Raw genomic sequence first — 14,309 nt, forward strand, 5'->3', positions numbered from 1 at the left:
GGCAAGGGTCATGACCGCCTCAGCCAACAGACCGCCGCCGCCGCTTGGCTTCGGCCTGGCGCGTGACGCCTTCGGCCGGGAGATCGTCCCGGCCGAACCGGCGCCGACCGAGCCCGCCGCCGAGCCTGGTCCGAGCATCAAGAAAGAGATGGCCACCGACGCCCTGGGACGCCGCGCGGGCTCCCTGAGCGATGAACTGGACTTTCCGGCTTTCGTCTCCTCGCTGGTTCACGGCACCTTCGACGCGATGGTGGACTCGTCCATCCGCCAGATGCAGGCCTTCGCCGACCTGGTGGCCGCGGTGTCGAAGCCACTGGACCAGTTCACCCAGGAAAACGTCTCGGCCAATCAGGCCAGGGACTATCTGGTCGAACAGCATCCTCGCGATCTGACCCTGCGTCCGGCCGATGGAGGCTTCGTCCTGGCGCCGGTCGCCCGGCCCTCGGGCGGCGATGATGACGAGCCGGCCTCGCCAAGCTGGCTCGGCGACTACGGCCATGACGGCGCCGAGCTTTCGGATGAATTCCTTGAGCAGGAACTGGTCCCGGCGGCCCGCGAACGCGTGGCGCGCGCCCGCCTGCAGACGCTGGCGACGATGGTGCTGATGGGCATGAACCGCATCGTCATCAAGGACGGGACCATCGGCGCGCGCCTGCGTTTCAGGGCGGCCGCCGCCGATCACGCGGCGGTGCAATACGCCACGTCTTCGGATCCGGCCACCGGCGGCGAATCCTGGGCTCGCCGGGGAGGCGCCAGCGAGCCGCTGCCATCGACCAAGGTTTCGACGGTCGGGGTCAACGCCCAGTCTGACAGTGAGCTGAAGGCCGAGCTGTTCGGCGAGGTGAAGATCAATTTCGCCAGCGAGACGGTGCCGCTCGACCGGTTCATGGACGACGCCAAGCGCACGCTGCTCGAACGCCATTCGCGCAACCTGCCGACCGCGCGCGCGGCCGAGCCGCTGCGACTGGTTCCGGCAACGCCCGCTGCAGCAACGCCGGCTCCCGCGCCGACCTCGCCGACTGGAGGCGCCGCGTGACCGTTCGCCGCGCGCTCTCGGAAATGCTGGCCGAGGTCGCTGGCGGTGTGATGGACGGCGCGCGTCTGGACGGCCTGGTCGGCCTGCGCGCCACCGGCCTGGAGCTGTCCCTGCCCGTCGAGGTGGCCGTGGAGCAACGCGACGGCGAACTGACCGTGCTGGCAGAACTGCCGCGCTTCGTCGTCCGCACCAGCTTCGACCATCCGCCCAGCCGGCTCGTCCTCAGGCTCGAGGAGGAGGCGGCGCCATGACCAACGACTACGCCGCCGCCGCCCTGCCGCTCGAAAACTTCATCCAGGCGGTGCAGAGCCAGCTCGACAAGGCCCAGACGGCCATGGCGATGAAGGCTCGCAACCTGAACCTGCCTCTGACCTTCGCCATCAAGGACATCACGCTGGACCTGAGGGCTCATGTGGAGTTCTCGCGGAGCGAAATCCGCATCCGTCCGGCTGGCGCGAACGACAAGGAAGCCAGCGTCTTCCACCTGGTGTTCGCCGCCATCACCCGGCCGATGATCGAAGAGAACGCGGTGTCCATGGCTGACGATCCCGAGGATCGCGCTATCGACGATCTCGAGGACGACAGCCTGACCGAGGAGAACCGCCGCCAGCTGGAATGGATCGGCGTGCGCACCGTCGGCAAGCTGAAGGAAATGGAGTCGCAGGGCGGGGTCGGGGCCATCGGCCGGGTGACGGGCCTGCCGGTTGACCGGTTGCGTCAGGCGCTGCAGCGGGCCTCCGCCCCGATCATCGACCAGGTCACGCCGGTGGCCGCCGGGCGTGGCGCGGACACCTCGCCGCCCTTGTTGCGCGTGCGTGGGCACAACCTGATGGACGGGCAGTCGCCGCGCGTGACGGTCGGCGGCCAGGCCATGGCCGTGGTCAAGGCCACCGGTCGCGAACTGTTGCTGGCGCCGCTGGCCCATCAATGGTCCGGCGAGCTGGCCGTGACGCCAGCCGCTGGTCTGGCGGCCACCATGGCCTTCGACCTCACACCCTACGCCCCCTCCGAGCCCGAAGGAGGGACAGCATGACGATCCGCCCCCTCGCTATGCCGTGGGCCGCCTCGGGAGAGCGCACTTACTGCGTTCCCGACAGCCTACTTGTCACCTTGGCGCTGGGCGAGGCGCCCGACGACGCCCCGGCGGTGATGGACGTGCGGCACGGTCACGCCAGGGCGACGACCGCGTTGGACGGCGGACCGATCGATCGCCTGATCGGTCACTATGCCGGGGGCGTGCGGGCCGCCCGGCTCCATTCGGCCGCCCAATCGATCGGCCTGCCCGGCCGCCGGCATTGTGATTTCAACGCGGCCGAGCAGACCTCGGGTCTGGCGCGCACCTTCCTGGTTCGGGTGCCGCCGGGCACGCCGATCGGCGACCTGGCCCTGGCCTTGGCCCAGCTGCCGACCATTACGGCCGCCAGCCCGAACTATGTCGCCGTCGCCCCGATGGACATGGGCGGGGCGGTCGATTCCGACGGCGACGCGGCCTGGGCGCCGCGCGCCATGATCCGCGCGTCGGAAGCCCTGGCCTATGAGCCGGGTGATCCCGCCGTGCTGGTGGGCCTGGTCGACAGCGGCGTGGCCCTGGAGCATCCCGAACTGTCGGGGCGGTTGCGGCGGGGCGTCGACACTGTCCAGCTCGGCGCGGGCGCCGTGGCGCCCGGCATCGCGCTGCTGGGCGACCACAGCCGCCACGACGGCGATCCTACCGATCATTTCGTCGGCCACGGCATGGGCTGCGCGGGGATCATCGGCGGTCTGGGCGTACGGATGCCCCCCGGTCTGGCGGGCGAGGCCCAGATCATCCCGCTAAGGGCCCTGGCGGCGGCGCGTCTGCCCAACAAGCCCAACCCCGTCGGCTTGGGCGCCATCGCCGACCTCGACGTGGCGGTCAAGCTGGCCGTCGATCTGGGCGCCAAGGTCATCAATATGAGCTTCGGCACCGAGGACGGCGCGCTCAATCCCTCCAGCCCCAAGCCGCACGCGGCGGTGGTTCGCTACGCGCTGGACCACGGCTGCATCCTGATCGCGGCCAGCGGCAACAACGGGCGTGAAAGCCTCTACTGGCCCGCCGGTTACGAAGGGGTGATCGCGGTGGGCGCGAACGGCGCCGACCGGCGGCCGACCAGCTTTTCCACGCGCGGCGATCACGTGGCGCTGTGCGCGCCGGGCGAACGGGTGCTCAGCGCCGGGCTGGACGGCTATCAGTTTGTCACCGGCACGAGTTTCGCCGCGCCCTTCGTCGCCGCGGCCGTGGCCCTGCTAGCCGCGCGCGCGTCCCGGCGCGCCACGCCCCTGACGGCCGCGACCGCGCGCTCGATCCTGCAAGCCACGGCCCAGCCTTTCGCCGGCGGTCCAGCCGCGGGCTGCGGGGCGGGAATTCTCGACGCCGCCGCGGCCCTGCAGGCGCTCGACGCGCTTATTGATCAGTCATCGGATGATCGACCCGGGCTGATCGAGGACGGGTGACCTCCGCCGCCCACAGCCCGCCATTCCAAGCCCTCGAAGATCAGGAGGACAGCATGTCCATCATTAATATTCGTTTCCGTGACTTGGCCCAGCGCGAACTGGTCGAACGCGAACGACTGAACAGCCGGCTCGGCCAGTTCCATACGATGCGCAAGAACGGCAAGAACCTCTCGAGCGACGAAGTCGCCGAGCTCCGGCGCCTGGAACTGATCGAAAAGACCATCAGGCAGACCAAGTTCAACGAGCTTTGCGATCCGCTGTTCGTGGGCGTGCGCGACCTGTTCAACAACAGCCCCGGCATCCTGGGCTTCCGCTTCGAGAACCACGTCGATGGCGTGCTGCGCGGCGGCGCCCTGAAGGGCGGGGCCGGTTCATTCACCCGCGAGGCCGTGGTCCGCTCAGCCCTGACCCTAGGCCTGCTGCTGGTCGACCAGGTGCGCTCGCCGCCGGTCCAGGCGGTGGAGCTGGAGGACAACCCGACGCCGGCCACGTCGGGTACGGCGGGCTCGGATCCGCTCGACGATGGTTCGGGCAGTCAGCGCCAGATCGTCGCCATCACCACGGCGCCGGAATATCGCGAACTGAGCCGCGCCTTCTTCGCCGCCATCGGCGAGGCCCAGTCGCAGCATGACCTGGCCATGGTGGTGCTGCCGTTGCTGGCCTGGGAAGGTGACACCCGCAGCCGGTCCGACACGAAAGCGGGCCGCGAGGGCGGGGCCAGTGTCGACGCCAGCGAATTCGCCCGGGTGATCCGCGCCCTCGCCGAGCGCGGGGTGACGGCCGACGAGCCGCAGATGAGCCGGCGTGTCAACGAAGCGCTCGACCGCATCCAGTATGTCGGCGAGGATCGGCCGGTCACCGAACTGGGCATCGACCTGCCGGACCTGGAGCAGTCGGCCGACAGCGACATCGTGCCGGACAATGTCCGCCTGATGGGGCCGATGGTCTGCGCGGCGATGTTCGACGAGCTGAAGGCCTTCCAGGTCGTCGACAAGCTGGTGGAGCTGTTCCAGCACGGCATGCTGCCGATCGGTTCGGGCGAAGCCGGTAAGATGCTCTACAAATATTGGAAGGACGCGCCCAATCGTATATCCGAGGGCGAACGCCGCAACTTTTACGCCATGACCATGGGGATTCCAGGCGGCGAGACCAGCGGCATGGTCAATCGCGACTTCAACGACCTGTGGATCCGGTTCGTGTCGTCGGTCTCCTCGTTCATCCGCCAGAACGAGGTCGATCGCATGCTGCGCGCCTCGCTGCCCAGCCCGATCAGCCAGCAGCAGGTGCGCAAGGCGGCCCGCGATCTGGCGGCGAACCTGTCACTGCACGGCTACGGCATGGCCTACTACGCGGCCCTGGACCTGCAGACCCAGATCAAGTTCATGGTCCAGCTGCTGGGCGACCCGGATATCCGTTCGGCCTACGGCGCGCGCGACATGTGGCAGGTCGTCGATCAGGTCGCCACGCTGGAGTTGGGCGGCGCCAAGACCAGTTCACGCTATCGCACCCTGGCCACCTGCGGCGCGATCATCACCGCCTGGCTGGCCAACAACGTGCCGCGGATCATGCGCGCCACGGGACCGATCATCGACATCGATGACGTGCGTTCGCCGATTCCGCGATCGCAGGGCGTCAAGGCCACCACCGACCCGACGGACTATGATCTGGTCAACGCCTGCGAGCTGTGGCTGGCCGACACCGCCACCTCGGACCTGCGCATCGACGAGCTGTCGCAGCCTCGCGAGGCCCCTGTGATGACGTCCAAGCCCGTGCCGATCCCCTCGTTCGCTCGCGACATGATCGACGGGCTGCCGGGAATGGGTCTGGGCCTGGGCGGCGTCGGCGCCGGCGGTGGTTACGCCAATGGCTACGCCAAGCACTGAGGAGTGGCACCATGCCCAACGAACCCTTGGCGACCAAGGTCGCCCTCCGTCTGCAGCAGGCCGCGCACGCGCTGGGAACCGCCGATCCTGTCGGGCCGATCCAGGGCCTGCTCACGCGGACCTTCTCCCTCCCAGAGGGCGATCCCCGCTACGGGCGCAACGCCCTGACGCCCATGGCCGCGCCCTTCGAGCCCAGCTTCTCGGAGCTGCAGCCCCGGACGCTGCGGTTCACCATCGAACCGCTAGGGCCCGAGGCGTCGGGCGTCGACCGCCGGGACGAGGCGACGCGCGAGATGCGTCGTCTCGTCGGATCCAGGTTCGGCCGTGACGCCCTGCACTGGTTCGACGAACGCTCCGAGGCCTGGCGCGGCTTCGGCTCGGGCGGCGGCCTGAACTATGGCGCCTTCTTCGGCACCAGCAGCGATCGCGACGGACTGTCGGCCTCGAAGATCTACTACGAGACCCAACCGCACCAGGTGGGCGCGTTGCCCCGCGAACTGCTGGGGGTGATCCATGTGGTGATGTCGTTGATGCCGTCCCTGCGGCCGGTGTTCACCACTCTATCGGCGCAGCGGCACGCCGGCGGCCAGAGGCTGACCTTCGCCCAGCCCAAGGCCATGCGGTTGAACGACTTCCAGCCCATTCTCGACGTGCTGGGGCTGGGTGACCGCATGCCGGGTATCCTGCAGATCATCGGCCTGACCTTGGGCGGGCGCTTCGACCTGCCGGGCAACTCGACCCTGGTGGCGTTCGGCCAGACCCCGGAAGGGCCGGAATTCGAGCTCTATGTCATGCTCGGCCTGATCCCTGACCTGCCGCCGAACTTCCTGCAGCTTCTGACCCTCGGGCTCAACGAGCGTCCGCGCGAGTTGGTGGCCCTGGAGCGCTGGCTCGACGCCTTCACGCCGGACGACGACGTCTGGCCGGGGCGGTTCTCGATCCTGAGTGTCCGGACCAGCCCGGCCTCGCCGCCGCGGGTCAGCCTCTATCTGCGTCCCGCCGAATTCGAGCTGCCCATCCGCGCGCTGCAGGACGCGGCCTGAGACCTGTCCAGACGCCCGTACGCTCCTACCGATCGAGGTCCGCCATGCCCGTCGCCGTACACAAGCTCTCCGTCCCGACCCCGGAACCGGCCGCCGCTCCGGCGCCGCGACCAGAAGTGCGCGATGCGGTGCGCAACCTGCTGACCCGGTCCGACGCCTTCCAGGCGCTGTCGCCGGAAAAGCAGCGCGCGGTGGCCCAGTCCACGGCCCTGATCGCCGACTATCTGGCCGCGCCCGAGGGCATTCCCGGCAACCAAATCCCGGGCGGGCTGGGTACGGCGACAGCGGGCGCGCTGGCTGAGCCGCCGGCCCGTGAAGCCGACTACCAGACCGCGGCCACCGAGGTCGACAAGATCGGCGATGGCCAGTTCAAGGCCAGCGCGGCGCGCGAGGGGGCCGAGGTGGCGGGCCTGTTGCTCAAGCAGGTCAAGTTCCCGACCTTCGTGGCCTCGCTGATCGAGGGCGTGTTCCACGCCATCGTCAAATCCTCCATCGAGCAGATGGAAGCCTACACGAAGATGATCGAGTCAGTCGCCAAGTCCCTGCAGCAGTTCCGCGACGACAATGTCAGCGAGAACCAGGGGCGCGACCATATGGTCGAGAAGTTCCCCGACCTGTTCGAGGTCGGGGTCGACGACATGTCGGATTCGCCCTCGCCAAAGCTACGCCTGCGGGACGGGGTGGAGGAGGGCGACGCCCTGCGCCGGGTCAACAGCCAGCTGACCATGAGCGACGGCGTGCTCAAGAGCATGGACCTGTCCGACGAGAACACCGAACTGGCCATCGTCACCGCCGCTCGCACCCAGTTGGCGCGGCAACGCCAGCAACTGATGGCCAGCCTGGTCTTGATGGGCATCAACCGCATCGTCGTCACCGATGGCCGGATCTCGGCCAAGATCATGTACGACTTCACCTCGCGCGACACCCGCAGCACCCGGCGCAGCGCCCAGGCCTACGATTACGCCCGCGATCGTGACGGCAACGTCCAGACCACGCGAACGGGGGAAGGCAAGAAGGAAACCGGCGGCGACACCAGCTACACCACCGATCGGAACAAGGACGGCCGCAGCTCCGACTACAGCGCCGACTACTACTCGAAGGGCGAGTACAAGTTCGAGGACAAGCCGGTGATGACGGCGATGAGCGCCGCGTCGGAAAGCAGTGACTCGCAGCTGCAGACCAGGGTGCAGCTGGCAGGGGCTGTCGAGGTCAATTTCAAGAGCGACTACCTGCCGCTGGACAAGATGGCGACGCCCGGAATGATCGCCGCCATCCAGGGTAATTCGACGCCGGTCGATCCCAACGTCGTACCGTCGGCCGTCAATCCGCCGCCAGCCGGCGCAACGGCTACGCCCACTCCCGCTCCCGCCCCGGCGCGCTGAGGGGAGGGCGATCCATGACCACCACCTCCGCTCTGATGGCCGCCTGGACCAGTCCGCAAGCCCTGGAGGATGTGCGCCCCAAGGTGCGCGATCTGCTGACCGCCATCCCGTCCTATTCGGCCATGCCGCCAGAGGAGCAACGCGTCCTGGCCGCCAACATGGTCAAGGTGATGTCCTATATCAGCGATCCGAACGGGGTCGCCGCGGCGGTGCAGCGTCCGCCGCCGCCCGAGGCGACGTCCAGTCCAGGGCCCGGCAGCCCCGCGGCCGGCGTGACCTTGGCTCGCGCCCAGGACGCGGTGGAGGACACCAAGGCGTCATTGTCCAAGTCGCCGGGCATGGTGGGCAAGGACTTCAAGGCCGGGGCCACCGCCGAGGGGGTCAAGCAATTCGGCGCCCTGGTGCAGAAGGTCGATTTCCCCAAGTTCGTCGGCGGGCTGATCAAGAACGTCTTCCAGGCCATCGTCGAGTCGTCGATCGAGCAGATGCGGGCCTATGGCGAGCTGATCGCCAATGTCGCCAAGACCGTCGACCAGTTCATGAACGACAACATCTCGGCCGGGGCGGGCCGCGACTGGCTGGCGGAGCGCTATCCCGACGCTCTGGGCGTCGAGGTCAACGCCAACGCCGGCGGCCTGGCCGACGGCGAGGCGGCGCCCGCGACCGCCGTCCTGGCGCCGCGCGGCGAGAATACCGAGGTCCGGCTGGCTGAGATCAGCCACGAGATGAACCTCAATCCGCCGGTCACCGACATCACGGACGCCGACGCCGAGTTGCGCCTGGTCACCGCCGCTCGCCTGCAGATGGCCAAGTCGCGTCAGCAACTGCTGGCCTCGATGGTGATGCTGGGCATCAACCGCATCGTCGTCACCGACGGTTCGATCAACGCCAAGGTGATCTTCGACATGCGGGCCTCGGACACGGCCAAGCGGGCCTACAGCGCTCAGATGCACGACGAGGAAAGCCAACGCGCCAAGCAGACCTTCAATGCGGGCTATGGTGGCTGGATGTCGCCGGTCGACGTGTCGTACGGCAGCGAGAGCGAGCAGGCGCACGTCGCCACGGTAGGCTCGTCGGTTGATGAAACCAGCGAGTCCAAGGCCGAGGTCAAGGCCAAGCTCAGCGGCGAGGTGAGGCTCAACTTCAAGAGCGACTACCTGCCGCTCGAGAAGATGGCGACGCCCGAGATGATGTCGGTGATGCAGGGCAATTCCACGCCCTACAATCCCAACAAGGCGGCCCCAGCGGCGGCGCGGCCATGACCTTCCAGCCTCCGCCGCCGCCCGTTCAGCCGCCCATGCACGGCGATCATGGACTGGACGATGTCCTGAGGCGCTCCGGCGAGCTGGTCGGGGCGGCGATGACGCTGTCGGTCGCCCTGGCCGACTTGAGCGACGGGATCGATCTGCCGCCAAGCTCGGCCACGACCATCGACCAGGCCCAGTTGCGGGCCGTCGCCAGCCTGTATCTCGCCGCCGACCTAGAGGCGGCGGGGATCGTGCCAGCGGTGGAGACCCTGGCCGGGCTGGGACGCGGCGGGCTGTCGGTGGACCTTGGCGCGGCGGCCGTCCTGGTCGAGCGATTTTGGCGCGATCGCCGTGATCGCGCCACCGCCGAGGAGCGGATGGCCGCCTTCGCGCGCCTGTTCCAGGGCGACGGCGGTTTCGAGGAGGCGATGCTGGCCTTGTGCGAGGCGCTCTACAAGCTGGACGAGTCGGCGACCAACGCCACCTATGGCGGCCTCTCGCAGCAGGGCCGGGTGCGGGCCGCCGCCGAACGCCTGATCACCAGCGTCGTGGCCGGGGCGGGGGGGATCACCGTGTTCCTGGCTCAGGACATCCTCCACACCTTGCGCGACTGCCTGGCGATCCTGGGTCATGCGGCTGTGCGAGGCGCGTTCGGCGCGCGCGACGCCTGGGGCTCGATCGCCGGGATCGATCGCCTGTCCAAGGCCAGTCGCCCCAATCCTCGTCCCTATCTGCGTCGTGGCAAGGCCGGCATGACGGTGCTGGCCTGGCTGGCCGACGCCGCGCCGCGTCTGGATGAGGCGGGAACAGTGCTGGTCGCCCTGGACCATCCGGTGATCTCGGCCGCCATCGACTGGATGCAGGCCGAGCTGGCGATCGGCGAGCTGTCCGCGCCCGTCGCCGCGCCGCCCTCCATGACAGGCCGAGCGTCGGCGCCGGCCTCGAACTGGGCCGCCTTGGCAGGGTGAGGCGATGACCGCGACGGCGCTGCTTCAGACCAAGACCTCGCGAGACGTGCCGTCGCCGGTCGCGCGGGAAGGCGTTCGCGACCTGCTGACCGGCCATCCGCGCTTCCAGGAACTGGATTCGGGCCTGCGTCGAGACATCGCCGGCTCCCTGGTGAAGATCGCCGACACCGCCCTGGCGCTGGCGCGGGATGTCGAACCGGCCCCGGCGCGGCCGCCTGCGGGCGGTCAGGTGCTGGCGCAGGCCCAGGACGCGGGATCGTCGTTTTCCGGGGTCTCGGCCTCTCGGGTGGCGGACACCACGCGGCAGATCCTCAATGCCGTGTCGTTTCCCCGTTTCGTCACGGAACTGATCACCGGGGTGTTCAAGGCCCTGACCGACAGCAACCAGCAGCAGATGCAGGCCTATGTCGAGCTGATCCGCAACGTGGCCACCACCACGGAGGGTTTCGCCGACGCCAATATCGGCGTGGCGGGCGCGCGTAGCTGGCTGGCCGAGCGGTTTCCGGCCAATTTCGTCATCCAGGGCGCGGAAGAGGCCGACGAGTTCGCCACGCCGGCCTCGCAGATGACCCCGGAGGAACGCGCCGAGGCCCAGGCCGAGCGCGACGCCGCCACCCGATTGAGGTTGGCGCCGGGCGCGTCGATGCCCACCGAGGCGGCGCTGCGTGTGGCTTTCGGCCTGGGGCCTCAGGACGCGATCCCATCGGGTGATCCCGAAAGTCTGGTTGGCCTGGCCCGCGCCTCGCTGGCGCGCAATCGCCAGCAGATGCTGTCCAGCATGGTGATGATGGGACTGCAACGGCTGGTCATCGAGAGCGGCCGCCTGAACGCATCGATGCGCTTCCACATCGACACCCACAGCGCCGCCGCCGACGATCGTGGCTCAAGCTTCGACACACGCACCGACAGCGAGGTGAGCGGCGGGGCCAAGTTTGGCCCATGGGGCATGGAGGCCAAGGTCAAGAACACGATCGGCTATGTGTCCACCCAGCGCACCCAGACCAGCGAGGAGATGAACACCGACCTGGACCTCAACTCCTCGGTCGAACTGGTGTTCAGGACCGACTATCTGCCGCTGGAGCGTTTGGCCGGCGGGGGAGCGGTGGACCGCATCCGGGTCAACACCCTGAATCCCGAGGCCGAGGAGCGTCTGGCGGTCGGTGACCGCGCGGCTCGCCGCGCCGGACAGGCGGCGGCTGAGACGGCGCGCGGCGGACAGTTGGACAGTCGCCTTCACGCTCCACCCGCCCTGCCGCCGTCGCCGCCGCGCCCCGCCGCCGCGCCGGCGGCCGCGCCGCCCGCCGCGGCTCCGGCTGCATCTCCAGCTCCGGCTCCCGCCGCCCCGGCTCCAGCCCCAGCGCCTGTCGCTGCTGCTTCAGCCCCAGCTGGCCGGCCTGCTGCGGCGCCGGCTGCTCCGACGCACTAAGGTTTCGAGAAACCATGCCCGCTCTCCTGGACCTGGCGCGTGGCGACGCCTCCGCGCCAGGGATCGCGGACCGGAAACGGCCTATTCCGCGGCGTCGGTGATCGCCTTGGTCAGGCCGTCCGGATCGGTGAGGAACGGCAGGTGGCCCGTTTGCAGCGTCACCGTGTTGCGCACCGGCGTGGCGGCGAGCATCCGGTCCTGGAAGGCGGGGCTGATGACCTGGTCGAGGGCGGTGCGGACATAGACCTTGTCGACTTGGCCGAACCGGGCGTCGGTGACGCTGACTGGCGTCGCCAGGGGCGCCAAGGGTTCGTTCAGGATCAGGTCCGGCAGCTTGGCCTTCAGGCCCTCGGGGCCGTCATTGGCGAACAGTTCGGCGCGGGCGGCGTAGTCCACGACGGCGATCGCCTTCTCGTGGTCGATGCGCAATTGCGGGCCGATCTTGGCGTCGGGGTCCTGCTGGGCCAGCGAAACCAGCGAGTCTCCGTTCTGGGGCAGGTAGGCGGCGACGAAGACCAGGGTCTTGATGGCCTCTGGCGCTTGCTCAGCCGCGGCGGCCGCGACGATGCCGGCGAAGCTGTGGGCGACCAGCACGGCGGGGCGGTCCAGGGCGCGCAGCGCGCTGACCACCGTGTCGCGGTGGAGGTCCAGGCTGACCTTGCCCGGCTCCATCGGCGCGCCGGGGCGGCCCGGCAGGTCGACGACCACCACCTCGTGGCCGGCGGCGCGCAGTCGGGCGGCGACATGGCCCCAGACCGGGGCGTTGGCGAAGGCGCCGTGGACGAGGACGATGGGCGGCTTTTCGGTAGCCTTCGTGGCGATCGTCGCGTTCGTGGTCTCAATGGTCATTTTCGTATCCCCGTGAAGCAAAAGTGGCTTGTTTCGGCCTGCGCCGATGGGGAGAAGCTAGGCTCCAAGGTTCAGGCGAGATATGTCGCGCCCTCCGAATAACATGATGGATCGTCCGGAATGACCCAGGACTTCGGGATGTCGGCGGCGCGCAATGATGTGCTGTCCGAGGTGCTCACCCTGATCCGGCTGCGCGGGGAGCTCGTCTATACCGCCATCCTCGGTGCGCCCTGGGGGCTGCAGTTCCAGGCGGGGCCGGCCCATTTCCATTTCGTCGAGACGGGGGAGGCGTGGATCACGCCGGCCGGCGAGGCTCCGACCCTGGCCAAGCAGGGCGATCTCGTCCTCCTGCCTCTGGGCAAGGGGCACACCATCACCGACGCCCTTGGTTCGCCGATCGAGACCATCGAGAAGATCGCCGCCGACCATTTCGACCGTGACGGCCTGGTCCTGCGCCACGGCGGCGACGGCGTCGCTACCCAGCTGGTGGGCGGGTTCTTCAGCTTCGAGGGCAGTCCGCTGCCGGCGGTCATGTCGGCGCTGCCGCCCTTGATCCATATCCCGCGCGGAGAGACGGGCGCGCCGCCCTGGCTGGCGGCGATCTCGCGCTTTCTGCTGGCCGAGGCGCAGGAGCCCAATCCCGGCTCGTCCCTGATGATCTCGCGCCTGATCGACCTGCTGGTCATCCGCACTCTGCGCAGTTGGGCGGCGAACCAGGCCACCCGGATGGGCTGGCTCGGCGGGCTGGGAGAGGAGCGGATCGGCCGGGTGCTCAGCGCCATGCACGCCGATCCCTTCCATCGCTGGACGGTGCAGTCGCTGGCGGAGATCGCCCGGATGTCGCGCTCCATCTTCGCCGAACGTTTCACAGCCGCCGTGGGCGAGCCGCCGCTGCGCTATCTGTCGCGCTGGCGCCTGACCATCGCGGCGGATCTCCTGCGCAGCGGCGGACTGAAGGTGACCGAGGCGGCTTACCGGAGCGGATACGCTTCTGACGCGGCCTTCAGTCGGGCGTTCAAGGCGCACTTCGGCTATGCGCCTAGTGAAGTGCGCCGCCAGATTCCCTGAAAATCCGGACGATCGATCATGCGATCCGGAGGTCGGAACATGGCTGACGAGAACCCCGGTCGACTAAGTTTTTCCTCGCCGCACCGATGAAGGTGTTTGGAAAGATTAGAGGAACGGAAACAATGAAAACGATCATCGCCGCCGCTCTGGCCACGTCTGTCTTCGCTTTCGGCGCCAACGCCATGGCTGCAGAAAAGCCGCCCATCGTGCTGGTTCACGGCGCCTTCGAGAACGGCCAGGTCTGGGGCCATGTCACCGCCAAGCTGCAAAAGGACGGCTATCAGGTCATCACCGTCGACCTGCCGGGCCGCCCCGGCAATCCGATGACGCCGGACAAGGTCAGCCTGGACGTCTATCGCGACACCGTCGTCCAAGCGCTGGGCTCGGCCAAGCGTCCGGCGGTCGTGGTCGGTCACAGCTTCGGCGGCATCGTCATTTCGGCCGCCGCTGAGCAGGCGCCCAAGCAGATCAAGACGCTGGTCTATCTGGCCGCCTACTTGCCGCAGGACGGTGACTCGCTGGTGTCGCTGGCCCAGCGCGATCCGGACGCCAAGATCGGCCCGCACCTGCAGATCCAGAAGGACAAGGGCATCGCCTCGATCGAATATTCGGCCCGCGCCGACCTGTTCGCCAACGGCGGTCCCGAGGGGCTGCGCAAGGCGATCCCGGACCTGATCCTGGACGAGCCTCTGGCCCCGCTGGCCACGCCGGTGAAGGTGACCGCCGCCAACTTCGGCAAGGTCGACAAGGTCTATATCCACACCGCCATCGACCAGGTCATCAGCCCGGCCTTCCAGGCCAAGATGGTCGCCAACACCCCGGTGCGTGTCGAGTACACCCTGCAGACCGGCCACACGCCGTTCCTGACCGATCCGGATGGCCTGGCCGACGCGATCGAGAAGGCCGCCCGGTAGCTTGCGGCTCCTCCAAGCCTG

The 14,309-nt window shown here is 68.7% G+C and carries 13 protein-coding genes; 12 read left to right on the forward strand and 1 reads right to left on the reverse strand.

Annotated features, from left to right (window positions below; genetic code table 11):
- The first annotated feature begins 10 nt into the window (after window positions 1-10).
- Genes AC07NI_RS03690 through AC07NI_RS03735 form a run of 10 tightly spaced genes read left to right on the forward strand, consistent with a single transcriptional unit; the run spans window position 11 to window position 11,457 of the window.
- Window positions 11-1,036: a hypothetical protein gene (locus AC07NI_RS03690; RefSeq protein WP_494616320.1), complete on the forward strand. Its 1,026-nt coding sequence runs from the start codon at window positions 11-13 to the stop codon at window positions 1,034-1,036.
- Entirely contained in the window at window positions 1,033-1,287 is a 255-nt protein-coding gene (locus tag AC07NI_RS03695; protein ID WP_494616321.1) for a hypothetical protein, read from the forward strand. Before AC07NI_RS03690 ends, AC07NI_RS03695 begins: the two co-directional genes overlap by 4 nt.
- On the forward strand, window positions 1,284-2,069 hold the full coding sequence (locus AC07NI_RS03700) for a hypothetical protein (RefSeq protein ID WP_494616322.1): 786 nt from the start codon (window positions 1,284-1,286) through the stop codon (window positions 2,067-2,069). Before AC07NI_RS03695 ends, AC07NI_RS03700 begins: the two co-directional genes overlap by 4 nt.
- Window positions 2,066-3,508, forward strand: coding sequence for a S8 family peptidase (locus AC07NI_RS03705; RefSeq protein ID WP_494616323.1), 1,443 nt, complete (start codon window positions 2,066-2,068; stop codon window positions 3,506-3,508). Before AC07NI_RS03700 ends, AC07NI_RS03705 begins: the two co-directional genes overlap by 4 nt.
- Before the next feature lie 53 nt (window positions 3,509-3,561).
- Window positions 3,562-5,391 (forward strand): hypothetical protein, encoded by a 1,830-nt coding sequence (locus AC07NI_RS03710; RefSeq protein ID WP_494616324.1) that lies wholly within the window; start codon window positions 3,562-3,564, stop codon window positions 5,389-5,391.
- 11 nt (window positions 5,392-5,402) lie between these two features.
- Window positions 5,403-6,434 (forward strand): hypothetical protein, encoded by a 1,032-nt coding sequence (locus tag AC07NI_RS03715; RefSeq protein ID WP_494616325.1) that lies wholly within the window; start codon window positions 5,403-5,405, stop codon window positions 6,432-6,434.
- 44 nt (window positions 6,435-6,478) lie between these two features.
- The gene (locus tag AC07NI_RS03720) at window positions 6,479-7,816 is read left to right on the forward strand and encodes a hypothetical protein (protein ID WP_494616326.1); all 1,338 of its coding nucleotides are present in this window, start codon (window positions 6,479-6,481) and stop codon (window positions 7,814-7,816) included.
- A gap of 14 nt (window positions 7,817-7,830) precedes the next feature.
- Window positions 7,831-9,078, forward strand: a complete 1,248-nt coding sequence (locus AC07NI_RS03725; RefSeq protein WP_494616327.1) for a hypothetical protein — start codon at window positions 7,831-7,833, stop codon at window positions 9,076-9,078.
- Complete coding sequence (locus AC07NI_RS03730) at window positions 9,075-10,031, forward strand: hypothetical protein (RefSeq protein ID WP_494616328.1); 957 nt, start codon at window positions 9,075-9,077, stop codon at window positions 10,029-10,031. The genes AC07NI_RS03725 and AC07NI_RS03730 overlap by 4 nt, the downstream gene beginning before the upstream one ends.
- Before the next feature lie 4 nt (window positions 10,032-10,035).
- Entirely contained in the window at window positions 10,036-11,457 is a 1,422-nt protein-coding gene (locus tag AC07NI_RS03735; protein WP_494616329.1) for a hypothetical protein, read from the forward strand.
- A gap of 81 nt (window positions 11,458-11,538) precedes the next feature.
- Here the strand turns inward: AC07NI_RS03735 and AC07NI_RS03740 are convergent, their stop codons facing one another.
- Entirely contained in the window at window positions 11,539-12,306 is a 768-nt protein-coding gene (locus AC07NI_RS03740; RefSeq protein ID WP_494616330.1) for an alpha/beta fold hydrolase, read from the reverse strand.
- A gap of 120 nt (window positions 12,307-12,426) precedes the next feature.
- Here AC07NI_RS03740 and AC07NI_RS03745 point away from each other — a divergent pair, with 120 nt between their 5' ends.
- Both AC07NI_RS03745 and AC07NI_RS03750 read left to right on the forward strand, forming a co-directional pair.
- The gene (locus AC07NI_RS03745) at window positions 12,427-13,374 is read left to right on the forward strand and encodes an AraC family transcriptional regulator (RefSeq protein ID WP_494616331.1); all 948 of its coding nucleotides are present in this window, start codon (window positions 12,427-12,429) and stop codon (window positions 13,372-13,374) included.
- Window positions 13,375-13,496: 122 nt separating this feature from the next.
- Window positions 13,497-14,288 carry an alpha/beta fold hydrolase gene (locus AC07NI_RS03750; protein ID WP_494616332.1) on the forward strand — a complete coding sequence of 264 codons (792 nt, stop codon included), beginning with the start codon at window positions 13,497-13,499 and terminating at the stop codon, window positions 14,286-14,288.
- Window positions 14,289-14,309: the final 21 nt, after the last annotated feature.

This window comes from Caulobacter sp. GW821-FHT10E02, from assembly GCF_059415225.1.